This is a genomic window from Vibrio sp. CCB-PB317, from assembly GCF_022808245.1.
Lineage (GTDB): Bacteria > Pseudomonadota > Gammaproteobacteria > Enterobacterales > Vibrionaceae > Vibrio > Vibrio diabolicus.
Genome location: NZ_JALGNU010000003.1, coordinates 202,586 through 227,666, shown reverse-complemented (window position 1 = coordinate 227,666; position 25,081 = coordinate 202,586). Strand labels below are relative to the sequence as shown.

23 protein-coding genes are annotated in these 25,081 nt (G+C 44.8%); 10 read left to right on the top strand and 13 right to left on the bottom strand.

The features are described from left to right. Window positions 1-96 precede the first annotated feature (96 nt). From lpdA to ampD, 5 genes are all read right to left on the bottom strand, one after another. The gene (gene lpdA / locus MTR11_RS18300; protein ID WP_005379993.1) at window positions 97-1,524 is read right to left on the bottom strand and encodes a dihydrolipoyl dehydrogenase; all 1,428 of its coding nucleotides are present in this window, start codon (window positions 1,522-1,524) and stop codon (window positions 97-99) included. Between the two features lie 267 nt (window positions 1,525-1,791). Then, on the bottom strand, window positions 1,792-3,684 hold the full coding sequence (gene aceF / locus MTR11_RS18295; RefSeq protein WP_104970937.1) for a pyruvate dehydrogenase complex dihydrolipoyllysine-residue acetyltransferase: 1,893 nt from the start codon (window positions 3,682-3,684) through the stop codon (window positions 1,792-1,794). A 19-nt stretch (window positions 3,685-3,703) separates the two neighbouring features. After that, window positions 3,704-6,367, bottom strand: coding sequence for a pyruvate dehydrogenase (acetyl-transferring), homodimeric type (aceE, locus tag MTR11_RS18290; protein WP_005396679.1), 2,664 nt, complete (start codon window positions 6,365-6,367; stop codon window positions 3,704-3,706). Window positions 6,368-6,415: 48 nt separating this feature from the next. Continuing rightward, window positions 6,416-7,183, bottom strand: coding sequence for a pyruvate dehydrogenase complex transcriptional repressor PdhR (pdhR, locus tag MTR11_RS18285; RefSeq protein ID WP_005396680.1), 768 nt, complete (start codon window positions 7,181-7,183; stop codon window positions 6,416-6,418). A 405-nt stretch (window positions 7,184-7,588) separates the two neighbouring features. Beyond that, on the bottom strand, window positions 7,589-8,140 hold the full coding sequence (ampD, locus tag MTR11_RS18280; protein ID WP_012841421.1) for a 1,6-anhydro-N-acetylmuramyl-L-alanine amidase AmpD: 552 nt from the start codon (window positions 8,138-8,140) through the stop codon (window positions 7,589-7,591). Between the two features lie 92 nt (window positions 8,141-8,232). Here ampD and nadC point away from each other — a divergent pair, with 92 nt between their 5' ends. The 8 genes from nadC (at window position 8,233) to yacG (ending at window position 15,463) form a co-directional block, all read left to right on the top strand. Continuing rightward, entirely contained in the window at window positions 8,233-9,120 is an 888-nt protein-coding gene (gene nadC, locus MTR11_RS18275) for a carboxylating nicotinate-nucleotide diphosphorylase (protein ID WP_151515107.1), read from the top strand. A 261-nt stretch (window positions 9,121-9,381) separates the two neighbouring features. Beyond that, a complete protein-coding gene (locus tag MTR11_RS18270; RefSeq protein ID WP_012841419.1) occupies window positions 9,382-9,855 on the top strand; it encodes a pilin in 474 nt (157 codons plus the stop codon). 5 nt (window positions 9,856-9,860) lie between these two features. Then, the gene (gene pilB / locus MTR11_RS18265; protein WP_243328168.1) at window positions 9,861-11,546 is read left to right on the top strand and encodes a type IV-A pilus assembly ATPase PilB; all 1,686 of its coding nucleotides are present in this window, start codon (window positions 9,861-9,863) and stop codon (window positions 11,544-11,546) included. A 23-nt stretch (window positions 11,547-11,569) separates the two neighbouring features. Beyond that, a complete protein-coding gene (locus MTR11_RS18260; protein ID WP_243328167.1) occupies window positions 11,570-12,793 on the top strand; it encodes a type II secretion system F family protein in 1,224 nt (407 codons plus the stop codon). Window positions 12,794-12,857: 64 nt separating this feature from the next. After that, complete coding sequence (locus MTR11_RS18255; RefSeq protein ID WP_243328166.1) at window positions 12,858-13,727, top strand: prepilin peptidase; 870 nt, start codon at window positions 12,858-12,860, stop codon at window positions 13,725-13,727. Beyond that, on the top strand, window positions 13,728-14,342 hold the full coding sequence (gene coaE / locus MTR11_RS18250; protein WP_047008979.1) for a dephospho-CoA kinase: 615 nt from the start codon (window positions 13,728-13,730) through the stop codon (window positions 14,340-14,342). Between the two features lie 27 nt (window positions 14,343-14,369). Continuing rightward, on the top strand, window positions 14,370-15,110 hold the full coding sequence (zapD, locus tag MTR11_RS18245; RefSeq protein ID WP_243328165.1) for a cell division protein ZapD: 741 nt from the start codon (window positions 14,370-14,372) through the stop codon (window positions 15,108-15,110). 158 nt (window positions 15,111-15,268) lie between these two features. Continuing rightward, window positions 15,269-15,463, top strand: a complete 195-nt coding sequence (gene yacG / locus MTR11_RS18240) for a DNA gyrase inhibitor YacG (RefSeq protein ID WP_005396692.1) — start codon at window positions 15,269-15,271, stop codon at window positions 15,461-15,463. 680 nt (window positions 15,464-16,143) lie between these two features. Here yacG and rplS read toward each other — a convergent pair. The 5 genes from rplS to ffh all read right to left on the bottom strand — a co-directional run bounded on the left by rplS (window position 16,144) and on the right by ffh (window position 19,728). Then, window positions 16,144-16,497, bottom strand: coding sequence for a 50S ribosomal protein L19 (rplS, locus tag MTR11_RS18235; protein WP_005379971.1), 354 nt, complete (start codon window positions 16,495-16,497; stop codon window positions 16,144-16,146). 41 nt (window positions 16,498-16,538) lie between these two features. Continuing rightward, window positions 16,539-17,282, bottom strand: a complete 744-nt coding sequence (gene trmD / locus MTR11_RS18230; RefSeq protein WP_005425529.1) for a tRNA (guanosine(37)-N1)-methyltransferase TrmD — start codon at window positions 17,280-17,282, stop codon at window positions 16,539-16,541. A 27-nt stretch (window positions 17,283-17,309) separates the two neighbouring features. After that, complete coding sequence (rimM, locus tag MTR11_RS18225) at window positions 17,310-17,858, bottom strand: ribosome maturation factor RimM (protein WP_005379964.1); 549 nt, start codon at window positions 17,856-17,858, stop codon at window positions 17,310-17,312. Between the two features lie 29 nt (window positions 17,859-17,887). Then, window positions 17,888-18,136, bottom strand: a complete 249-nt coding sequence (gene rpsP / locus MTR11_RS18220; protein WP_005379962.1) for a 30S ribosomal protein S16 — start codon at window positions 18,134-18,136, stop codon at window positions 17,888-17,890. Window positions 18,137-18,345: 209 nt separating this feature from the next. Further along, window positions 18,346-19,728, bottom strand: coding sequence for a signal recognition particle protein (gene ffh, locus MTR11_RS18215; RefSeq protein WP_005385423.1), 1,383 nt, complete (start codon window positions 19,726-19,728; stop codon window positions 18,346-18,348). Between the two features lie 224 nt (window positions 19,729-19,952). Between ffh and MTR11_RS18210 the strand changes: the two genes are divergently transcribed. Together MTR11_RS18210 and MTR11_RS18205 are read left to right on the top strand one after the other, a co-directional pair. Next, window positions 19,953-20,747 carry an inner membrane protein YpjD gene (locus MTR11_RS18210; protein WP_005396694.1) on the top strand — a complete coding sequence of 265 codons (795 nt, stop codon included), beginning with the start codon at window positions 19,953-19,955 and terminating at the stop codon, window positions 20,745-20,747. Between the two features lie 124 nt (window positions 20,748-20,871). Beyond that, window positions 20,872-22,140, top strand: coding sequence for an HlyC/CorC family transporter (locus tag MTR11_RS18205; protein ID WP_005396696.1), 1,269 nt, complete (start codon window positions 20,872-20,874; stop codon window positions 22,138-22,140). Between the two features lie 103 nt (window positions 22,141-22,243). On the opposite strand, the gene luxS is transcribed toward MTR11_RS18205, so the two are convergent. From luxS to gshA, 3 genes are all read right to left on the bottom strand, one after another. Beyond that, the gene (gene luxS, locus MTR11_RS18200) at window positions 22,244-22,762 is read right to left on the bottom strand and encodes an S-ribosylhomocysteine lyase (protein WP_048625973.1); all 519 of its coding nucleotides are present in this window, start codon (window positions 22,760-22,762) and stop codon (window positions 22,244-22,246) included. Window positions 22,763-22,846: 84 nt separating this feature from the next. Further along, the gene (locus MTR11_RS18195; RefSeq protein WP_170891673.1) at window positions 22,847-23,452 is read right to left on the bottom strand and encodes a hypothetical protein; all 606 of its coding nucleotides are present in this window, start codon (window positions 23,450-23,452) and stop codon (window positions 22,847-22,849) included. A 24-nt stretch (window positions 23,453-23,476) separates the two neighbouring features. Beyond that, window positions 23,477-25,045 (bottom strand): glutamate--cysteine ligase, encoded by a 1,569-nt coding sequence (gene gshA, locus MTR11_RS18190; protein WP_085342644.1) that lies wholly within the window; start codon window positions 25,043-25,045, stop codon window positions 23,477-23,479. Window positions 25,046-25,081 lie beyond the last annotated feature (36 nt).

Sequence of the window (25,081 nt, the reverse complement as noted above, 5' to 3'; positions counted from 1 at the left end):
GTCTGCTGTCAACCGAGCACACGTTTATATTCCTACCTAACAAACATAAAAAAACCGCTGCAATGCAGCGGTTTCTATCATTAAGTCAGAAAAAGCTTACTTCTTCTTAACTGCTTTTTTGTTTGGCAGGTCAGTGATTGAACCTTCAAATACTTCAGCAGCTAGACCTACAGACTCATGTAGAGTTGGGTGAGCGTGGATAGTCAGAGCGATATCTTCTGCATCACAGCCCATCTCAATTGCAAGGCCGATTTCACCAAGTAGTTCACCACCGTTAGTACCAACGATAGCACCACCGATTACGCGGTGAGTTTCTTTGTCGAAGATTAGCTTAGTCATACCGTCTGCACAGTCAGATGCGATTGCACGACCTGATGCTGCCCATGGGAATGTCGCCACTTCGTACTTGATGCCTTCTTCTTTCGCTTCTTTTTCAGTCTTACCAACCCAAGCTACTTCTGGCTCAGTGTACGCAATTGAAGGGATAACTTTAGGGTCGAAGTAGTGCTTCTTACCAGAGATAACTTCAGCAGCTACGTGACCTTCATGCACACCTTTGTGAGCAAGCATTGGTTGACCAACGATATCACCGATCGCGAAGATGTGAGGAACGTTAGTACGCATTTGCTTATCAACGTTGATGAAGCCACGCTCGTCAATTTCTAGACCCGCTTTTTCACCGTCGATTAGCTTACCATTTGGTACACGACCGATAGCAACTAGAACCGCATCGTAACGCTCAGCTTCAGCTGGCGCTTTCTTGCCTTCCATTGAAACGTAGATACCGTCTTCTTTTGCTTCAACTGCTGTTACTTTCGTTTCTAGCATTAGCTTGAACTTGTCTTTGATACGCTTAGTAAATACTTTCACGATATCTTTGTCTGCTGCAGGAATTACCTGGTCAAACATTTCAACAACTTCAACTTTAGAACCTAGAGAGTGGTAAACCGTACCCATTTCTAGACCGATGATACCACCACCCATGATAAGCAGTTTTTCTGGCACTTCTTTTAGTTCAAGAGCGTCAGTAGAGTCCCAAATACGTGGGTCTTCATGCGGGATAAATGGCAGTTTGATTGGACGAGAACCAGCCGCAACGATTGCGTTGTCAAAGTTAACAACTGTTGGCTCACCTTCGCCTTCTACAAGGATAGAGTTAGGGCCAGTGAACTTACCGTAACCGTTAACTACTGTAACGTTACGCATCTTAGCCATGCCGCTTAGGCCGCCAGTTAGTTGGTTAACAACTTTTTCTTTCCAGATGCGGATTTTGCTGATGTCTGTTTGAGGCTCACCGAACACAACGCCGTGGTCAGCCATCGCTTTCGCTTCTTCAATTACTTTAGAAACGTGAAGCAGTGCTTTAGATGGGATACAACCCACGTTCAGACATACACCGCCAAGCGTGCTGTAACGTTCAACTAGTACAGTTTCAAGACCTAAATCCGCACAACGGAATGCAGCGGAGTAACCAGCAGGACCAGAACCAAGTACAACAACTTGGGCTTTAATTTCTTTGCTCATTTTGACCTCTTGTAGTCATTATCCCTAACAGGCTGAGTGGGTATCGATTTTTTATGTTTAAGAGAGATTTGTTTTAAACAGTTATTTTCAGACCGCTAACAGTTTACAGAGATGTTAATGGTGTGAAAAGTAAATCAATTTAGCCTGTGAGCTAGACAACAATTCGATTGTGAAAACCCTGAACGAAGCAAGGCTGATAAACAAATTGTCGGTAATTATGATTAGCAGAGGCGGCTAAGTTGCCGCCTCTCATTCATCTAATTTCTATTACAGAACTAGACGACGAATGTCAGATAGACATGAGTTTAGGTAAGTGATGAAGCGCGCACCTTCAGCACCATCGATCACACGGTGGTCGTATGATAGAGACAGTGGAAGTTGTAGACGCGGTTCGAACTCTTTACCGTTCCATACCGGTTTCATTTCTGACTTAGACACACCTAGGATACCAACTTCTGGCGCGTTTACGATTGGAGTAAACGCCGTACCGCCGATACCGCCTAGGCTAGAGATAGTGAAACAGCCACCTTGCATGTCAGCCGCAGTTAGCTTACCAGCACGTGCTTTCTTAGAAACCGCCATTAGCTCTTCAGATAGCTCGTAGATGCCTTTCTTGTTCACATCTTTAAATACAGGAACAACTAGACCGTTTGGTGTATCTACCGCAATACCAACATTCACGTATTTCTTCAGAATTAGGCTCTCACCGTCTTCTGATAGAGAAGAGTTGAACGCTGGGAACGCTTCAAGCGCTTTAGCTACCGCTTTCATGATGAACACAAGTGGTGTGATCTTCATGCCAGTGTCTTTCTTCGCTTCAATCGCGTTTTGCTCTTTACGGAATGCTTCAAGAGCCGTGATGTCTGCGTTATCCCACTGTGTAACGTGCGGGATCATTACCCAGTTACGGTGTAGGTTAGCGCCAGAGATCTTCTTAATGCGAGATAGCGGTTGAACTTCTGTCTCACCAAACTTGCTGAAGTCCACTTTTGGCCATGGTAGTAGACCAAGAGCCGCGCCGTCGCCTTTGCCAGATGCTGCTGCACCTGCGCCAGACTCAAGACGCTTAAGTGCATCTTTCACGTAAGCTTGAACGTCTTCTTTTAGGATACGGCTCTTACGACCAGAACCTTTAACCTTAGAAAGATTAACGCCAAACTCACGCGCTAGACGACGAACAACTGGAGACGCATGAGCGTACTCGTCGTTCTCTTTGAAATCGCCAGTCGCTGCTGGAGCTGCTGCCGCTGGAGCTTCTGCTTTAGGAGCTGGAGCTGCAGGTGCTGCCGCTTGAGCTGGAGCCGCTGCAGGAGCAGGTGCTGCGCCCGCCACTTCGAATACCATGATTAGTGAGCCAGTAGACACTTTGTCGCCAGCTGCAATCTTGATTTCTTTAACCGTACCAGCAAATGGTGCAGGAACTTCCATAGAAGCTTTGTCACCTTCAACAGTGATTAGAGATTGCTCTTCTTCCACTGTGTCGCCAACGGCAACCATGATCTCAGTAACTTCAACTTCGTCGCCGCCGATATCTGGAACGTTCACTTCTTTTGCCGCAGACGCTGCTGGAGCTGCTGCCGCAGGAGTTTCAGCTGCCGCTGGTGCTGCTGGAGCACCTGAACCTGCTGTTTCGAATACCATGATAAGTGAGCCAGTCGATACTTTATCGCCTGCTGCAACTTTGATCTCTTTTAGAATACCTGCGAATGGCGCTGGAACTTCCATAGAAGCTTTGTCGCCTTCAACAGTTAGAAGAGATTGCTCTTCTTCGATGCTGTCGCCAACAGCAACCATGATTTCAGTAACTTCTACTTCATCACCACCGATGTCTGGTACGTGAACTTCTTTTAGTTCTGCCGCTGCTGCTGGAGCTGGAGCTGCTGCTGGAGCTGCTTCTGCCGCAGGAGCAGGTGCAGCGTCAGCTGCACCCTCGGCTTCGAAAATCATGATTAGAGAACCAGTAGAAACCTTGTCGCCTTCTGCAACTTTGATTTCTTTAACGATACCCGCTTGAGAAGCAGGAACTTCCATAGAAGCTTTATCGCCTTCAACTGTGATCAGAGACTGCTCTTCTTCAACCTTGTCGCCAACGCTTACAAGAATCTCAGTAACTTCAACCTCATCCGCACCGATGTCTGGTACATTAATTTCGATTGCCATTTCTTATCTACCTTCTTAATTAAGCGTATAGCGGGTTTGTTTTCTCTGTGTCGATGTCGAATTTCTTAATTGCTTCTGCAACTACAGATTTCTCAACTTCGCCACGTTTCGCTAGTTCAGTTAGCGCTGCTACTACTACGTAACCTGCGTTCACTTCGAAGTGACGACGTAGGTTTTCACGGCTGTCTGAACGACCGAAGCCATCAGTACCAAGCACTTTGAAAGACTCAGCAGGAATGTATGCACGAACCTGCTCTGCGTAGTTCTTCATGTAGTCAGTTGCTGCGATAGCAGGCTCAGTACCCATTACTGTTTGGATGTAAGGTACTTTTGCTTCCGCTTCTGGGTGAAGCATGTTGAAACGCTCTGCATCTTGACCATCGCGAGTTAGTTCGTTGAATGACGTTACAGAGTAAACATCAGAAGCAACACCGTAATCTTCGCTTAGGATTTGAGCTGCTTTACGTACTTCATTCATGATAGTACCAGAGCTCATCAGCTGAACTTTCGCTTTGTCGCCCGTGTAAGTTTCTAGCTTGTAGATACCTTTACGGATGCCTTCTTCAGCGCCTTCTGGCATTGCTGGCATTGCGTAGTTTTCGTTCATTAGCGTTAGGTAGTAGAACACGTTTTCTTGTTCTGGACCGTACATGCGACGGATACCGTCTTGCATGATTACAGCTACTTCGTACGCGAATGTTGGGTCGTAAGAAATACAGTTAGGAACCGTACCCGCCAAAATGTGCGAGTGGCCGTCTTCGTGCTGTAGACCTTCACCGTTCAACGTTGTACGACCCGCAGTTGCACCTAGTAGGAAACCACGTGCTTGTTGGTCACCAGCCATCCACGCCATGTCGCCAACACGTTGGAAGCCGAACATTGAGTAGTAGATGTAGAACGGAATCATTGGTAGGTCGTTTGTCGAGTATGAAGTCGCAGCAGCAACCCATGAAGACATAGCACCTAGCTCGTTGATACCTTCTTGTAGAACCTGACCTGAAGTCGCTTCTTTGTAGTAAGAGACAACGCCACGGTCTTCTGGTGTGTAAGTTTGACCGTGCGGGTTGTAGATACCGATTTGACGGAACAGACCTTCCATACCGAATGTACGCGCTTCGTCAGCAATGATAGGAACGATGTTCTTACCAATGTTCTTGTTCTTAAGTAGAACGTTTAGTGCACGTACGAATGCCATAGTAGAAGAGATATCACGCTTCTGTTCTTCTAGTAGTGGCTTGAATTCTTCTAGCTCAGGAACGATGAATTCTTGAGTGAATTTTGGTAGACGCTGTGGTGTGTAGCCGTGTAGCGCTTTACGACGAGCGTGTAGGTATTCGTACTCTTTTGAACCTTCTTCAAGTTTCAGGTACGGAAGTTCTTTCACAGCTTCGTCAGTTAGGATGTCTTGAAGACCTAGACGATCACGTAGGTGTAGTACGTGAGTCATGTCCATCTTCTTAACTTGGTGCGCGATGTTCTTACCTTCAGCCGCTTCACCCATGCCGTAACCTTTAACAGTCTTAGCTAGGATTACTGTTGGACGACCTTTAGTTTCTGCCGCGTTTTTGTATGCCGCGTATAGCTTAGAAGACTCGTGACCACCACGCTTAAGTGCGAAGATTTCGTCATCAGTCATGTCAGCAACAAGTGCCGCTGTCTCTGGGTACTTACCAAAGAAGTGCTCACGTACGTACGCGCCATCTTTTGATTTGAATGTTTGGTAGTCGCCATCGATCGTTTCGTTCATAAGCTGTAGAAGCTTACCAGAAGTATCTTTAGCTAGTAGTGAATCCCAGTTGTTACCCCAGATTACTTTCACTACGTTCCAACCAGCACCTTTGAACAGACCTTCAAGTTCTTGAATGATCTTACCGTTACCCATTACAGGGCCATCTAGACGCTGTAGGTTACAGTTGATTAGGAAACATAGGTTGTCTAGTTTCTCACGCGCAGCGAAAGAGATAGCACCACGTGATTCTGGCTCATCCATCTCACCGTCACCTAGGAACGCGTAAACGCGCTGCTCTGAAGTATCTTTAAGACCACGGCCTTCTAGGTACTTAAGGAAACGAGCTTGGTAGATAGAAGCGATTGGACCTAGGCCCATCGATACTGTCGGGAACTGCCAGAATTCAGGCATCAGTTTAGGGTGCGGGTATGAAGGAATACCTTTGCCGTCTACTTCTTGACGGAAGTTGTCTAGCTGCTCTTCAGTTAGACGACCTTCAACGAATGCACGTGAGTAGATACCTGGTGAAATGTGACCTTGGTAGTAAACTAGGTCGCCACCGTCCTTCTCGTTTGGCGCACGGAAGAAGTGGTTGAAACATGTCTCGTAGAACGCAGCAGAAGACTGGAAAGACGCCATGTGGCCGCCTAGCTCTAGGTCTTTCTTAGATGCACGTAGAACGATCATGATAGCGTTCCAACGAATAATTGAGCGAATACGACGCTCAAGTGTTGTGTCACCTGGGTATGCTGGTTCTTGGTCTGCAGGAATCGTGTTGATGTAGTTAGTTGTGATACCTGTTGGCATATCAACACCGTCTAGACGTGCTTTATCTAGAACTTGCTCCAATAGGAATTGAGCACGCTCTAGACCTTCTTCACGTACAACTGACTCAAGCGCTTGTAGCCATTCTTGAGTTTCCAGTGCATCTACGTCATGCTTCATATCAGACATGGCGATCTATCCTTCTGTTGGTTGGATCTACTTATTTAAGTAACGCTCTTACGAGTCATTACCCTGCTGAATTCGACGTAGAGAACGCTCTCGTCGAGACTCTTCTCGAGTCAAATCCAACAATGTTTCTTCGATGTAAGCCAAGTGCGAGTGGGACATTTCTCGCGCCTTTTCAGGCTGACCAGAAACAATCGCATCCACGATATTGGCTCGGTGTTTACTGACTTTCTCGACCGCTTCTGGGCGGCGACGTAGTAATTTAAAATTTTGTAGAATATTTTGCTCAAGCAAAGGTGCTAAGCTTCGAACAATGTGCAACAAAACCACGTTGTGCGCGGCTTCTGTCAAAGCGATCAAAAATTGCATCACTTCCGCAGATTCAGCTTCGATATCGTTGTTTGCTTGCTCTTGGCTAATGCGCTCAAGGCAACCTTGAATACGCGCAAAATCTTCTTCGGTACCACGTAAAGCTGCAAAGTAAGCTGAAATTCCTTCCATTGCATGACGAGACTCAAGCACATCAAGCTGGGTTTCAGAATGACTAGACAACAAATTCAACAAGGGATCTGAAAAGCTCTTCCAGATATTCTCACTTACGAATGTTCCGCCACCTTGGCGACGAGTTAACAAACGCTTCGCTTCTAAGCGTTGAATGGCTTCTCGGACTGAAGGACGAGACACATCGAACTGTCTTGCCAGTTCACGCTCTGGAGGCAGTTGTTGCCCCGGAGACAATGTTCCTTCCACTATCAACCTTTCTAACTCTTGTTCTATAACATCAGAGAGTTTTGGCTGACGAATCCTTTGATAAGCCATAATTTATTGTTCTTCTACTCTTGCAGGTAATTGGTAATACCAATTTTAAGTTGGTGCAGAAATTAACATAATTAAAACGCCACTGTCCAGCCGAAAATTGACCTAAATCATAGAACGAGCTTACTTCCAACACTCTGATAACAATCGACTGTTAAAACAGCAATAGAATTGGTATGACCAATTACATAAAGCATACAAATGGGAAGTCGACGTGCTAGCAATTTTGGAAAAGAAATACAGAAAATGACAAAATTATCAGTCTATTTCTTCACCAAAACGGCGTATACGAGCGTAAAAATGTAGTTAACTTTTAACAATCATTAATATTTCTGGTATCAAAAAAAGGCATACCTGATCGTATGCCTTATTTATTTCGCTTTTTTGAATTTACACTTTCGCTACAAATCAACGCTGTATAAGCTGTCTATATTTCACCCAATCAAAGCTTAGACCAGGATCGCTTTTTCTCAAGGGCGCAATATATTGATGACCGGTAATTCGTGGCAGGGTGATGTGGGGATAAGACTGCATAATCACCTCAGTGATCTCTGCAAGTGATTGATATTGCGCATCTGTGTAGGCAGTAAATTCTGTCCCTTCAAGCTCGATACCAATGGAATAGTCATTACAACGCTCCCTGCCCGCGAAACTGGATTGACCGGCATGCCATGCTCTATCGAGAAAAGAAACAAATTGAACAACCTCGCCGTTTCTCTTAATCAAGCAATGTGCAGAAACGCCCATTTTGTGAATAACTTCAAAAAATGGATGTGCGTTTGGGTCTAGCTTGCCAGTGAAGAAGTCCTCTATATATGGTCCACCAAACTGCCCAGGAGGCAAACTGATGTTGTGTACCACCAGCAGAGAGATGTCGTTTATATCAGAGCGGGCATCAAAAAATGGTGACGGAACATGCTTTGCCTGTGTCAGCCAGCCATTCTCGATAATTGGGCGCATATCAACCTCTCTTCTTTGCAAATTAACTGCTGAAATTATTGACACCGGAGAGTATCATCCGTTGCCATCTCCCTTTCAAGACAAGATTTGCGATGAAGAACACACACAACATTCAAGAACGCCTAGAATACCTTAAACAACAACTCCCTTTAGAGATCACTCGCTCTGTCGCTGATACCTTAAAAGAAGATCTAGGTGGCAGTGTCGACGTAGATAACGACATTACTGCATCTTTGATCCCTGCCGAGGCAGTTAATACCGCAACGATTATTACTCGCGAGCATGGTGTGTTCTGTGGTCAAGCATGGGCTGATGAAGTTTTTAAACAGCTCGGTGGTAAGGTCAGCATTGAATGGCACGTAAAGGACGGCGATAAAGTCGAACCTAACCAAACCCTTTGTACGCTGACAGGCCCTGCTCGTGACTTGTTAACTGGTGAGCGTAACGCAATGAACTTCATCCAAACGCTGTCTGGCTGCGCAACAGTTACCGCAGAGTACGCTGAAAAAATCGCGCATACTGAGTGTCGTCTACTAGACACACGCAAAACCATTCCTGGTCTGCGTAGCGCACTAAAATACGCCGTGACGTGCGGTGGTGGCTTTAACCATCGCATCGGTGTGTTCGACGCTTACCTTATTAAAGAAAACCACATTATTGCTTGTGGTGGCATCACTCAAGCCATCCAAAAAGCGAAAGAGCTTAACCCTGGCAAACCGGTAGAAGTAGAAACGGAAAGCTTAGAAGAGTTGAAACAAGCGATAGACGCTGGTGCCGACATCATCATGCTCGATAACTTCACGAAAGAAATGATGCGTGAAGCCGTAGCGATTAATGCAGGTCGTGCCGCTTTAGAAAACTCCGGCAATATTACGCTAGAGACCATCGCAGAATACGCAGAAACCGGTGTCGATTACATTTCGGTAGGCGCGTTGACTAAGCATCTAAAAGCGATGGATCTTTCGATGCGCTTCAAATAACAAAAGCAACAAATCTCAAATTACTTCAAATAACTCAGTGGGTTGTGAGTAATTCATCATTAAAAAGGGCCAATTGGCCCTTTCTTTTTATCCACTAAAAAATAGTACTACTCGCAAAACTCTGCATGCGATATGCAACTTTTCACCAAAGAGTTTTATCTCACTCGAGAGCCCATCTCTTCCCCATTTTCAACCCACCTTAACTCTCCATAATCTTTCGCTAATGCAAGAGCATTATTAATTTTTAGGAAAGGGTTAAAAATGAAAAACAGTAAACAAAAAAAACAACAGGGTTTTACTCTGATTGAATTAATGATTGTGGTGGCGATTATTGGCATCTTATCTGCTTTCGCAGTTCCTGCTTACCAAAATTATACTAAGAAAGCGACATTGTCAGAATTTCCAAAAGCAGCTGCGGCAGCCAAATTAGCAGTAGAATTATGTGCCCATGAGAATGCCTCAAATGAAACAACATTTATTAGTGAATGTGTAAAGGAAGAAAATGGAATTCCCGCTAAATTCGTTTTGAATAATATAGAAATTAGCGTTGTTAAAGCCACAGATGCTAGCGTTTCTGGTGCGATAGCAGTTATTGCCGCAGCTGATAAAGTTAAGGGACCTATTGCTAAAGGCGAGCAATATATCATGGCTGCATCATATAAAACTCAAGGCTTAGAGTGGGGGGCTTCATGTAAAGCTGGCGGTAAAGCACAAACAGACTACTGCCCAAACTAACTTAAATGTTGACCAACCTATCCACGGCTCTTCGCCAAAAAGGGTTACTGACCTTTTCCCAAGAAGAATCGTTAATAGAGCAAGTCAAAGCTTCTGGCATTTCGATGCCAGAGGCTTTACTCAGTTCTGGATTATTGACATCAAGCGAACTCGCTGAGCACTTAAGTTCTCTCTTTAGTTTGAGTCAGCCCGAGTTATCTCAGTATGAGTACGCTTCGCTTTGTCAACAACTCGGTCTACGTGAATTAATCACTCGACATAACGCACTCCCACTCCAGCGTACGCCTTCAACTTTGTTATTAGCCGTTGCCGACCCGACGAACCAACAAACAGAAGATGACTTTCGTTTTGCGACAGGGTTACAGGTTGAACTAGTCTTGGCGGATTTTCGTCAACTCAGCGCGGCAATTCGACGCTTGTATGGTCGTTCATTGAGTCATGAGAAGTCTGGATTAAAAGAGATCAACCAAGAAGAGTTAGCCAATCTGGTTGACGTGGGCGCAGATGAAATCGACAACATTGAAGACTTGAGCCAAGATGAGTCTCCTGTTAGCCGTTACATAAACCAAATTCTGTTGGACGCTGTGCGCAAAGGCGCATCCGATATCCACTTTGAACCTTATGAAAAGATGTACCGCGTTCGCCTACGCTGTGATGGCATCTTAATTGAAACACAGCAGCCACCAAGCCACTTAAGTCGCCGCTTATCCGCTCGTATCAAAATCCTCTCTAAGCTTGATATTGCAGAGCGACGTTTACCACAAGATGGGCGTATTAAGCTCAAGTTGAATCAAGACACCGCGATTGATATGCGTGTATCCACGCTACCGACTCTATTCGGAGAGAAAATTGTATTACGACTGCTCGACAGCAGCTCTGCGTCACTGGATATCGACAAGCTTGGTTATAGCGAACAACAAAAACAATTGTACTTGGATGCGCTGCGTCGCCCACAAGGCATGATTCTGATGACAGGCCCTACCGGGAGCGGAAAAACCGTTTCTCTGTACACTGGGCTGAGTATTCTCAATAAGCCAGAAATCAACATTTCCACAGCAGAAGATCCGGTAGAAATTAACTTATCGGGCATTAACCAAGTACAAGTACAACCCAAGATCGGCTTTGGCTTCGCAGAGGCATTGCGCTCTTTTCTTCGTCAAGACCCCGATGTGGTAATGGTCGGTGAGATTCGTGACTTAGACACTGCGGAAATCGCCATAAAAGCATCGCAAACCGGTCACTTAGTACTTTCAACCTTACATACCAATTCTGCGGCTGAAACGGTGATTCGTTTATCAAACATGGGCGTAGAAAGCTTTAACTTGGCCTCCTCTCTTAGTTTGATTATTGCCCAGCGCTTGGCCCGTAAACTGTGCTCGCACTGCAAACAATCACAAGAGCTTACCGTTCAGCTACAACATCTCGGAATTCAAGCAAGCGACAACATTTTTAAAGCCGATCCCGATGGATGCAATGAGTGTACCCATGGTTATTCCGGCCGAACGGGGATTTATGAAGTGATGCGCTTTGATGAATTTCTTTCGGAAGCGCTAATTAAAGGCGCCTCGGTACATGAACTAGAAAAACTCGCCATCGCAAATGGTATGAGCACGTTACAAATGTCGGGCATAGAAAAACTCAAACAAGGGATCACAAGTTTTAGTGAACTACAGCGCGTACTTTATTTTTAATCCTTTAATCAGCAGTCTCCTCTATGAAAAGCACTACACCACAACTTAAAAACTTCCGCTGGAAAGGCATCAACAGTTCAGGCAAAAAGACGTCTGGACAAACCCTCGCGATGACAGAAATTGAAGTACGCGAGCGTCTAGACGCACAGCACATCAAGATCAAGAAGTTAAAGAAAAGCAGTATCTCGTTTCTCACTAAACTCAGCCATCGCGTAAAAGGCAGAGACATCACGGTGTTTACCCGTCAAATTTCGACGATGTTGATAACCGGTGTCCCCTTAGTTCAGGCTTTAAAATTGGTATCAGAAAACCACAAAAAAGCAGAGATGAAATCCATTTTGATGAGCGTGACACGCGCCGTTGAAGCGGGTACGCCCATGTCAAAAGCCATGCGCACTGCAAGTGAACACTTTGACCCACTCTATACCGACCTTATCGCCACAGGTGAGCAATCCGGTAACTTAGCGGAAGTATTCGAGCGCTTAGCCACCTACCGAGAAAAAAATGAACAACTCCGTGCGAAAGTGATCAAAGCCTTGATTTACCCAGCCATGGTAGTGCTAGTAGCGTTAGGCGTCTCGTTTATCATGCTCACCAAAGTCATTCCCGAGTTTGAAAAAATGTTTGTTGGTTTTGGTGCTGACTTACCTTGGTTTACCAGGCAAGTATTAGATCTTTCCGCCTGGACACAAAACTGGAGCCCATTTATAGCACTAGGCTCTATCAGTCTATTCATCTCGGCGAGAATCCTCTCTAAGCGTTCATATTCTTTTCGCTTAATGCTCAATCGCTCTGTGCTTAAATTTCCTGTTCTTGGCCCTGTATTATCAAAAGCCGCTATCGCCAAATTTAGTCGAACACTCGCCACAAGCTTTACAGCGGGTATTCCAATTCTAACCAGTTTAAAAACCACATCAAAAACCTCAGGAAACTTACACTATCAACTCGCCATAGAAGAAGTTTACCGTGATACCGCCGCAGGTATGCCAATGTATGTTGCCATGCGTAACTGTAATGTGTTCCCTGAATTAGTGTTACAAATGGTCATGATCGGTGAAGAGTCTGGTCGACTTGACGATATGCTCAATAAAGTTGCAACGATCTACGAGTTTGAAGTCGATAACACCGTCGACAACCTTAGTAAAATTCTAGAGCCGCTAATTATCGTTTTTTTAGGCATCGTTGTTGGCGGATTAGTGACAGCAATGTACTTGCCAATCTTTAACTTAATGAGTGTATTGGGCTAGAATGAGTTGTTAACTCCTTTAAAACAGCATCTTGCTGATTTCACTCATCGCTCAAGAGACAAATATGGAAGTATTCCAGTACTACCCTTGGCTATTCGTTGTGTTTGCCACCATCTTCGGTCTGATCGTGGGTAGCTTCCTCAATGTGGTTATTTATCGACTACCTAAAATCATGGAACTAGAATGGCGACGCGAATGTGCCGAGTCATTTCCTGAATACAAAATAGAACCTCCTAAAGAAGTGCTGACGTTGAGCGTCCCACGCTCCTCCTGTCAGAAGTGCGCAACGCCGATACGTATTCGAGACAACATCCCTGTGATTAGCTGGCTGCTTTTAAAAGGCAAATGCCACAACTGTCAGACAGCCATTAGCGCACGCTATCCACTGATTGAACTGCTCACTGCGTTCTGCTCAGGCTTTGTCGCTTACCACTTTGGTTTTAGTTACTTTACCGTTGCCCTACTCTTTTTCACTTTTATCTTAATCGCCACAACATTTATCGATCTCGATACTATGTTGTTACCTGACCAATTAACATTACCATTAACTTGGGCTGGCATTGCCTTAGCATTAGTCGAAATAAGTCCTGTTACTCTACAAGATTCTGTCATTGGTGCTATTGCTGGTTACCTATGTCTCTGGTCCGTTTACTGGGGCTTTAAGCTACTTACTGGTAAAGAAGGAATGGGATATGGTGATTTTAAATTACTAGCAGCACTAGGGGCTTGGCTGGGCTGGCAGTCACTGCCGATGATCATTCTACTTTCTTCTGTGGTTGGCATCATATTTGGCATCATTCAACTACGCTTGCAAAAACAGGGAATTGAAAAAGCTTTCCCTTTCGGTCCTTACTTAGCAATTGCTGGTTGGATAAGCTTAATTTGGGGCGACCAGATTTTAAACTGGTACTTTACTTCAGTTTTAGGAGTGTAAATGGCTTTGGTTATTGGTTTAACAGGTGGCATCGCTAGCGGTAAAACAACCGTCGCGAATCTGTTCAAACAACAATTTAAAATCGATATCGTCGATGCCGACATTGTAGCAAGAGAAGTTGTCGAGCCAGGCACTCCCGGCCTAAACGCGATTATTGAACATTTTGGTCACGATATCGTTCGTGAAGACCAAACTTTAGATCGCGCAAAGCTGAGAGAGAAAATCTTTTCAAACTCAGATGAAAAAGCATGGCTCAACGCACTGTTGCACCCGATAATTCGTGAAAAGATGATCGAAGATTTGCAGCAAGTCACCTCAGAGTATGCGTTACTTGTGGTGCCGTTGCTCGTAGAAAACAAGCTAGACAGTTTGTGTGATCGAGTTCTTGTCGTCGATGTAGAACCGAATACACAGATATCTCGCACGATGAAACGAGACAATGTGAGTGAAGAACAAGCTCGCGCTATCCTTGCCTCTCAAGCATCAAGAGAGCAAAGACTCGCGCTTGCAGACGATGTGGTTAAGAATAATCCAAGTGACCCAGATCTTTTGCTTCAAATCACAGATTTGCACGAAAAGTACCTAGCCATGTGTAAGAAAAATCTGCGAAAATAGGAACGAAACTCACAAAGGCTTATGTCGATGACCACGCACAAATTTGAACATCCGTTAAATGAGAAAACTCGTATTTATCTAAGAGTGGAGTCTCTGCTGCGTCAGGCTCACTTGGCCTCTGGGTTTAGCGAAAATCACCAGTACCAACTGTTTTTCCGTGCGTTATTCGATATGGTTGAAATCTTCGAACAGATCCAGCTGAAAAGTGAACTGGCCAAAGATTTAGAGAAACAACGACTGTCGTACCGCCATTGGCTAAATGTTGATGGCGTCGATCAAGACGCATTAAATACCCTACTACAAGAGATAGATGTCGTTCATAGCCAACTGATGGGTGCAGAGCGTTTTGGTCAAGCACTAAAAGAAGATCGCTTCCTAAGCTCTATCCGCCAACGCTTTAATCTACCGGGGGGTTCATGTTGTTTTGATTTGCCAGCGTTACATTACTGGCTTCATCTACCCATTGAACATAAAAAGCATGATGCACAGCAGTGGCAAGTAAGCTTAAAGCCCTTATCTGATGCGCTTTCGCTATGGTTGAAACTCACCAGAGAGACCGGACATTTTAAAGCTCAAATCGGTCGTGCGGGTTTCTTCCAAAGTGACGCTGATGAAGCTAATATTCTAAGACTTCACATCCCAATGGAATATGGCGTTTATCCTATGATTTCTGGCCATAAAAACCGCTTTGCGATCAAGTTTATGTCGTTTGAAAACGGTCAAGCGTGCACACAAGATATTGAGTTTGAACTTGCTGTGTGCAGCTAAGACGACACTAAGCCTCACCCCCACAATCTAAAATTCAACGCTTTATTGCGCTTATATTGAATAAAATTTCGTAGCAGCAATAGCGCGTTGAATAAGCCATCTTGAATTCATTTAGGTATACTACCTTTTAACACCAATTAGTAATGGGACGCTCAACTATGTCTAAAATTACCATCGTTCAATGCCCACAATGTGGCGCCGACGTAGAATGGGGAGAACAAAGTCCTCATCGCCCTTTCTGCAGTAAACAATGCCAAATGATTGATTTTGGTGAATGGGCAGATGAAGAAAACACCATCCCAGGCGCCCCCGATATGTCCGACAGTGATGGCTGGTCTGAAGACCAGTATTAATTGAGGCACTAGGGTAAAGGAATATCCTAGGCTCCTTCTTGGGAAGTCTGAATCACGCTCTTTCGTCGCTGTCCAGAGTGACGAATTTTAACCGCGGAGCCCTGTAATCTTTGGTCATCATTTGCCGTCATTCCGAGGAGCCATAGCGACTCAGGAATCTACTCACAGCAAGGATGAAGCTAGCAACTTAAACACTTGCATTTTCGACTAGTAGGTTCTGAATCACGCTCCTTCGTCGCTGTTCAGAATGACGACTTTTAACCGCGGTACCCTGTAATATTTGACCATCATTTCCCGTCATTCCGAGGAGCCATAGCGACATCAAGGAATCTACTAACCGCAAGGATGTATCTAAAGCTGACAGCTTAAACACGAGCGCTCTCTGCGAGTAGATTCTGAATCACGCTCCTTTGTCGCTATTCAGAATGACGAGTTTTAACCGCGGTACTCCGTAATCTTTGACCATCATTTTCCGTCATTCCGAGGAGCCATAGTGACATCAGGAATCTACTCACATCAAGGCAGAGGCAGAGGCAGAGGCAGAGGCGCGGAGTGTATGCCAGTGCATGAGCATCGACAATACAAGTCGGGTGAAAAAAAAAACGAACAAGCTAATTACACAAATAAAAAAACGGAGCCCTAAAAGGACTCCGTTTAAGATGAGAACGCTAGTTATAGCATTACTTCTTAGCAAGTTTCTCTTTGATACGAGCAGACTTACCAGAACGCTCACGTAGGTAGTACAACTTGGCACGACGTACTGCACCACGGCGTTTAACTTCGATGCTATCAACGATTGGAGAGTGTGTTTGGAACGTACGCTCAACACCTTCACCGTTAGAGATTTTACGTACAGTGAAAGCAGAGTGTAGACCACGGTTACGGATTGCGATTACAACGCCTTCGAAAGCCTGTAGACGCTCACGGTCACCTTCTTTTACCTTAACTTGAACTACAACAGTGTCACCTGGTGCAAATTTAGGTAGGTCTGATTTCATTTGCTCTTCTTCAAGAGCTTTGATGATGTTACTCATTTTTTAAATTCCTAGAATAAACTGATACTAAATAAATTAGGTTACTTTGCGTTATGTTCACTAATGAACTCAGCAAGTAATTGTTCCTGTTCGTCAGTCAGAGCTAGGTTTTCCAGGAGCTCTGGTCTTCTAAGCCAAGTTCGGCCCAGCGACTGTTTTAGTCGCCATTGACGAATGTCCTTGTGATTGCCTGACATCAGTACCGCTGGCACTTCTTTGTCATCCAACACTTCAGGACGCGTATAGTGAGGGCAATCTAACAAGCCATTTGCAAAAGAGTCTTCTTCTGCTGACGCGAAATCCCCTAGTACACCCGGAACAAACCGAGAGACAGAGTCGATTAACGTCATGGCTGGTATCTCACCACCCGTCATCACAAAATCACCAATCGACCATTCTTCGTCAACTTCAGATTGAATGATGCGCTCATCTACCCCTTCATAACGACCACAAATCAGAAGCAAGTTCTCATTTGTTGCCAGTTCTTCTACTCCTTTCTGGTCGAGCTTGCGACCTTGAGGAGAAAGGTAGATGACTTTCGTCTTGCCCGGTGAGGCTGCTTTCGCGGTATGAATGGCATCGCGCAAAGGCTGAACCATCATTAACATACCAGGGCCACCACCGTAAGGTCGGTCATCGACTGTGCGATGTTTGTCGTGAGTAAAATCTCTAGGATTCCAAGTCTCAATCGACAAAAGACCTTTTTTAACCGCTTGACCTGTTACTCCAAAATCAGTAACAGAACGGAACATTTCTGGAAAAAGGCTAATAACGCCAACCCACATGTTTATCTCGCTCTGTAATTTTGGAGATTAGAATCCAGGATCCCAGTCAACTTCGATCCGTTGAGCTTCGCGATCAACATTAATGATCACTTGCTCTTCAAGGAACGGGATTAATCGTTCCTTCTGCCCGAAAGCATCTTTAAGATTTGCTTTAACAACCAGAACATCGTTTGAGCCAGTTTCTAGCATGTCAGTAACGACACCTAGATCGTAACCTTTAGTGGTTACAACTTGCATCCCAAACAATTCGCGCCAGTAGAACTCATCTTCTGACAATTCAGGCAGTACCGCAGGGTCAATAGCAATTTCAAAGTTCGTCATTAGATGCGCGTCTTCACGAACATCCATGCCTTCCAGCTTAGCCACCATACCTTTGTTATGGCGCTTCCAGCTTTCTACTTTGTACTCAACCCACTTACCCTTTTGGTTAATGTACCAAGGGCTGTAATCGAAAATGCTTTCAGCATTGTCTGTGTAGGAAAAAACCTTAAGCCAACCTCGAATGCCGTAAGTAGCACCAAACTTGCCTACAACAATCTTTTCGTTGCTCATTGTTTCTTTACCTTTCATCGACATAAACTAGTTTCTACTTTTCAAGTAAAAAATTAAGCCGCTTTTTGAGCGTCTTTAACTAGCTTAGCAACGCGGTCAGATACAGACGCGCCTTGACCAACCCAGTGGTTAACGCGGTCTAGGTCTAGACGTAGACCTTCTTCTTGACCTTTAGCAGTTGGGTTGAAGAAACCAACTTTCTCGATGAAACGGCCAGTTGCAGCGTTGCGGCTGTCCGCTACTACGATTTGATAAAATGGACGCTTTTTAGCGCCGTGACGTGCCAAACGAATGGTTACCATGTCGTCCTCTTTGCTTTCTCAAAAATAAAATTAACCCCAAAAACCATTCAAGAAATTAAATAGTTTGGGGTCTCGTGCCAAAATAAAGCTCCGGAATTTTACTCTTCTCCCGGAGCAATGCAAGGAGTTTAGTTACTTTTTCACCAACATAAATTGAATTTAAAGTTTGTGACGTACCTAACACCCTGAATCTATGCGTGATCGATTAATTAACGACCAAATGGGTTGAAGCCACCGCCTCCACCCATGCCGCCCATCATGCCTTGCATGTTGCGCATCATGCCTTTCATGCCACCTTTTTGCATCTTTTTCATCATCTTCTGCATTTGGGTGAACTGTTTCAGTAAGCGGTTTACGTCTTGAACCTGCACACCAGAACCAGCCGCAATACGCTTCTTGCGCGAGCCTTTGATAATCTCTGGGCGTTGACGTTCTTTCATTGTCATGGAGCTGATGATCGCTTCCATCTGTTTGAACATCTTGTCATCGACTTTGTCTTTCACATTGTCTGGTAGCTGAGACATGCCAGGAAGCTTATCCATCATGCCCATCATGCCGCCCATGTTTTGCATCTGGCCTAGCTGTTCACGGAAATCTTCAAGGTCGAAACCTTTCTTCTCTTTGAACTTCTTCGCCAGCTTTTCTGCTTTTTCTTGGTCAACGTTGCGTTGTAGGTCTTCAATTAAAGACAGAACGTCACCCATACCAAGAATACGTGAAGCAACACGATCTGGATGGAACGGTTCTAGCGCGTCAGTTTTTTCACCGACACCCAAGAATTTGATTGGTTTGCCCGTTACATGGCGTACTGACAGTGCCGCACCACCACGAGCATCACCATCAACTTTAGTTAGAACCACACCGGTAAGAGGTAGCGCATCGCCAAAGGCTTTTGCTGTATTTGCTGCGTCTTGACCCGTCATAGCGTCAACAACAAATAGCGTTTCTACTGGGTTGATAGCTGCGTGAAGATCTTTGATCTCCCCCATCATCTCTTCATCAATCGCCAAGCGACCTGCGGTATCGACAATCAATACGTCGTAGAATTTTTTCTTCGCATGGTCAATCGCTGCATTGGCGATATCAATAGGCTTCTGGTCTGGTGATGATGGGAAGAAGTCAACACCGATGTCTGATGCCAGCGTTTCAAGCTGCTTAATTGCAGCAGGGCGGTAAACGTCGGCAGACACAACCAAGACTTTCTTCTTGTCACGTTCTTTTAAAAGCTTAGATAGCTTACCTACCGATGTGGTTTTACCCGCACCTTGTAGACCCGCCATAAGAAGCACAGCAGGTGGTTGAGCGGCAAGGTTTAGCGCCTCATTCGACTCACCCATTACGGCTTCAAGTTCTGTTTGAACGATCTTGATAAATTCCTGACCAGGAGTCAGAGATTTAGAAACTTCTACACCTACCGCTTTTTCTTTAACGCGGTTAACAAATTCACGAACAACCGGAAGCGCAACGTCAGCTTCAAGTAAGGCCATTCGTACTTCACGTAGGGTCTCTTTAATGTTGTCTTCGGTCAGACGACCTTTGCCACTGATATTTTTCAGCGTTTTGGATAATCGATCCGTTAAATTCTCAAACATCTTTGTCTCTTCGCTAAAATGGCGATTAATTAGTGTGAGTATACATTAGCCAAGGTCTGAGTCATACCCGTACCGCTGCTCTATTCTTGTCTCTATTTCTATATGGTGCGGTAACTTATTAATTTCAATATCTCATCTCTCACGATTGATGTCGGATATAACGTAGCCCCAAAGTGTAATGCAAGGTATAATTTCCTCATTGTGCACAATAATATTTAGGATTCATGGATAGCTTAATAGCCATCGCGGCCGCCATACTTTATGTTTTGGCGATTGCGACCATCATACCCGGACTCTCACAGCAGTCAGGAATCAAAGCAAAAACAGTGTTTGCTAGTGCTGCCTGTGCGCTTGTTTTTCATGCGTGGATTTTGAGTGATCTGATTTTTGATGGTTCAGGTCAAAACCTTAGTATTCTAAACGTAGCCTCTTTGATCAGTTTTATTATTTCTCTGGTCATGAGCCTTGCTATGTTGAAAAATCGATTGTGGTTTTTATTGCCTGTCGTTTATAGCTTTGCTGCCATCAATTTATCTGCTGCCACATTTTTGCCAAGCACGTTTATCAAGCACCTAGAGAATGACCCTAAGCTACTCATTCACATTTCTTTTGCGCTGTTCTCATACGCAACTTTAACTATCGGTGCACTCTACGCACTTCAGCTGGCTTGGTTGGATCACAAACTGAAAACAAAAAAATCTTTGGCGATTAACCCAAACCTGCCGCCTTTATTAATGGTAGAGCGTCAGCTATTCAAAATCATTTTGATCGGTAACTTATTGTTAACTGGCACGCTCATTACTGGCTTTGTCTTTGTGCAGGATATGTTTGCTCAAGGTAAAGCGCATAAAGGCATTCTTTCTTTCATCGCTTGGATTGTGTACTCAATACTGCTTTGGGGTCATTATCAAAAAGGTTGGCGTGGTAGAAAAGTTACTTGGTTCGCTGTCGCAGGGGCAACGCTGTTAACTCTGGCGTATTTTGGCAGTCGCTTTGTGAAAGAAATCATCTTGAATTAAGGAGCTCTAGGGCTCCTATCCTTTATATTTTAGGCTAGATAAAATACAGTACGCCTTAACCCTTTGACTTAACGGACTTACTCAACCGTTATATAACCCAATACTTACAAGGAACAGCAACGTTTTGGACGACATCTCTACGGGTATCTTGTTTGCGCTACTCGCGTGTCTTATCGTCATATCAGGTTACTTTTCCGGCTCAGAAACAGGGATGATGTCTCTGAACCGTTATCGCTTAAAGCACTTAGCCAAAAATGGGCATAAAGGCGCTAAGCGAGTCGAAAGGCTATTAGACCGTCCAGATCGTTTGATTGGTCTTATTCTTATCGGCAACAACCTCGTTAATATTCTCGCGTCCGCCATCGCGACCATTATTGGTATGCGTTTGTATGGTGATTTAGGTGTCGCTATCGCAACCGGTGCACTGACTATGGTTGTATTGGTTTTTGCTGAAGTTACCCCAAAAACAATTGCAGCGCTGTACCCTGAACGCGTGTCTTACGCGAGCAGTATCCTACTGACCATATTGATGAAGTTACTATCGCCTTTGGTGATGCTCGTTAACTTTATTACGAATGGCTTTATTCGTTTACTTGGCGTAAAAGCCGATCACTCAGTAGAAGACCATCTTAGTTCCGATGAGCTGCGTACCGTAGTAAACGAAGCTGGCGGATTGATCCCTCGCCGACACCAAGACATGTTGGTATCTATTTTGGATCTTGAGCACGTCACTGTGAACGACATCATGGTGCCACGCAATGAGATTACCGGTATCGATATTAATGATGACTGGAAATCCATCGTTCGTCAGCTTACCCACTCACCACATGGACGCATTGTTTTTTATCGTGACCAAATTGATGAAGTGGTTGGCATGCTGCGCCTGCGTGAAGCTTACCGCCTGATGCTGGAAAAAAACGAGTTCAATAAAGAGACGCTATTACGTGCTGCGGATGAAGTCTATTACATCCCGGAAGGTACGCCACTGAACGTGCAAATGTTAAAGTTCCAACGCAACAAACAGCGTATTGGTCTGATTGTTGATGAGTATGGCGACATTATTGGATTGGTGACATTGGAAGATATTCTGGAAGAGATCATTGGCGAATTCACGACCTCGATTTCTCCAAGCCTTTCTGATGAAATCAGTCCTCAAGGTGACGGAAGCTTCCTCATTGAAGGCAGCACCAATATCCGAGATATCAACAAAGGCCTGAAATGGGATTTACCAACGGATGGCCCAAGAACGTTAAACGGTCTTATTTTGGAGCACCTGGAAGATATTCCAGAGAGCCATTTAAGCGTGAGAGTGGCTGGTCATCCAATGGAGCTTGTTGAGATTGAAGAAAACCGCATCAAGCTCGTTCGTGTTTATCCTAAAAAGAAAAAATAGCTCCTATCTACAACTCAAGATAAGAAATAAAAAGAAAAGAGCCTGATCATGTCAGGCTCTTTTTAGTTCTGGATAAATATGCTTCTTGATAAGTTTTTAGCAACTAGTCGATGCGCAGCTCTTTTAGCATCGATTCAGGCAAAGCAAGTTCATCATTTTTGTTCACCGATACACCAGCATCCAAAATGCTCTTCGCGATTTGTTGTGCTTCTTCTAAAGAGTGCATCGCTGCCGTACCACATTGGTATTCGTTGAGTTCAGGGATCTTGCTCTGGCTTTCTACCTTTAGCACGTCTTCCATTGCCGCAATCCAAGCATCCGCTACTTGCTGCTCTGATGGAGTGCCGATCAGGCTCATGTAAAAGCCGGTGCGGCAACCCATAGGCGAAATATCGATGATCTCAACAGAATCGCTGTTTAGGTGATTGCGCATAAAACCTGCATAAAGGTGCTCTAGTGTATGGATACCTTTTTCAGAAAGAATGTCTTTGTTTGGTGCGGTAAAGCGTAAATCGAAGACAGTAATCGTGTCCCCTTTTGGGGTCTGCATGGTCTTCGCCACTCGCACTGCCGGTGCATTCATGCGAGTGTGGTCCACAGTAAAACTATCGAGTAAAGGCATTACATCTCTCCTGATTGTAACTCCAATACCTCTCGGTACTGGATAAATGTCATTCCCCCCTACAGCACATAAACAGGCTGTAGGTTAAAAGAACCAGCTGCTGTTGTCTTCCAATTCCTGACGACATTGCTTCAGCTGCCAGCCATAAGTTTTTGCAGTTTGTTCAACACGTCTAGCGACTTTGAGCAAACTGGGCTTTCGCTTATAAGTACCTCGCTTGTACCCACCTCGACCTTCATGATAAGCCAGATATTGACTGTATGGGTCCCATAACGAAATCCCTAGTTGGCGCCTCGTTTCGTGAGTATACCAACCGACAAACATCATTGAATCATCAAAGTTGGTACGAGAACCGCCCTGACCCGTCGCATCTTGGAAATCTTCCCAAGCAGGATCTTGAGCTTGAGCGTAACCATACGCACTGCTAACTCGTCCCCAAGGGATAAATCCCAATAAATAGTCTTTGGGTGGTTTCGCATCGTGCCGAAAGCTGCTTTCTTGTTTAATGATAGCCATAGCGACATGAATGGGGGTTCCCCACTTTTCTTCCATATCTTTGGCATCATCATACCAGCCGGATTTCTCTCGAAATATCTCACATAAATTATTCTGCTGCTTTGGCGGTGCAGTGGCACAACCTGCAAGTAACATGCTTCCGAGTACCGATACTACTAACGGTTTAATGTTCAATCCCACCCAACCTTTACCTATTCACTACTGCTTCAGATAAGCAAAGTAATCTTCCAAAAAATCATCAAAAGATAGCGTGTCACTTTGTTCCGCTTGCTTTTGCTTTTCTACTGACGACGCCACTTCCGTTTCCATCGTATCTTGTGAGTAGTACTGATAACCGTGAGCTAGATTTTCCTCGCGGTACTTCATGCCAAGCGCACAGCCGACTTTACCTAACCCACCAAGCTCTTTCGTCAGCTCTAAAAGTTGACCTGAAATCGTTAGTTCTGGGTTATCAATCCATGTCCCGAGTTTATTACACACATCTTGGTATGCACTGCCACCAGCAGCCATATCCATTTGCTGTGCTATCTGACGCAGCTCGACAAACACTCGATGCGCCCAATCTTGCAGAGATAGACGTTCACCTTGGCAACCAATTTGAAGCATTAGCCCTTTTTCACGACCAGAAACAATGACTTTGTTCCAGTTGTCGCGCCAACACTCTAATTCACAGTTGTCCATTGGATCCGAGTCTGACAAGGCTGCCCAAGTCAGGAAGAGATCAAGGAATCGTACTTGCTCTTCATCCAACCCCACTGCGCTGAATGGGTTAACGTCTAGAGAGCGAACTTCAATGTACTCAACCCCACCGCGTCGTAACGCATCTGAAGGCTTCTCACCACTTTTCGACACGCGTTTCGGGCGAATTGGAGCGTATAGCTCGTTCTCAATTTGTAAAATATTGGAATTAAGCTGGCGGTATTCACCGTCCACTTTGACGCCTATTTTCGCAAACTCTTCTGATGGGTGACGAATCGCATCGCTCAAACCATCCAGATACTGATCAATGCTGTTAAAGCCAATTTTCAGTACACTTTGCGCACTATTGGTGTAGCCCAGATCGCTCAAACGCAAAGACGTCGATTTCGGCAAATACAAAGTGCCGCCAATTTTTTCGAATGGCAGATCGGTTTCACGACCTTGAATAAAAGAGCCGCATAACGCTGGCGATGCGCCGAAGAAATACGGAATCATCCAACCAAAACGGTAATAGTTACGGATCAGCGCAAAGTAGGCATCAGACTTAGCATCTTGGCGGGCTTGTTCATCTTGCTCGCCGTATAGCGCATCCCAAAATGTCTCAGGGAACGAGAAGTTAAAATGCACACCTGAAATGATTTGCATCAGGCTGCCATAGCGGCGTTTTAGACCTTCTCGGTACAGGGTTTTCATTTTTGCTGCATTCGAAGAGCCGTACTGAGCAAGCTGAATATCCTCTTCCGAGCCGACATAACATGGCATAGAAAGAGGCCACATCTTTTCTTCACCCATTTTTGTCTGCGTGAAGTGATGGATATCTTTCAGTTGTGCCATCAGTTCTGGAATTTCATGTGACACAGGCGTAATGAATTCTAGCAATGATTCAGAAAAATCTGTCGTGATCCATTGGTTTGTGAACGCAGAGCCTAACCCCTCTGGATGAGGTGTTGTTGCTAGATGTCCATCCTGACGATAGCGCAAAGTTTCTCGCTCAACACCGCGTCCAAACTGCTTAAATACTTCGGGGTTTGATGCAACTTTTTTTAGTCGCGCAGCAAAATCAGTCAAAATGAGGTTCGCTTATATTGGGAGCAGGACACTTGT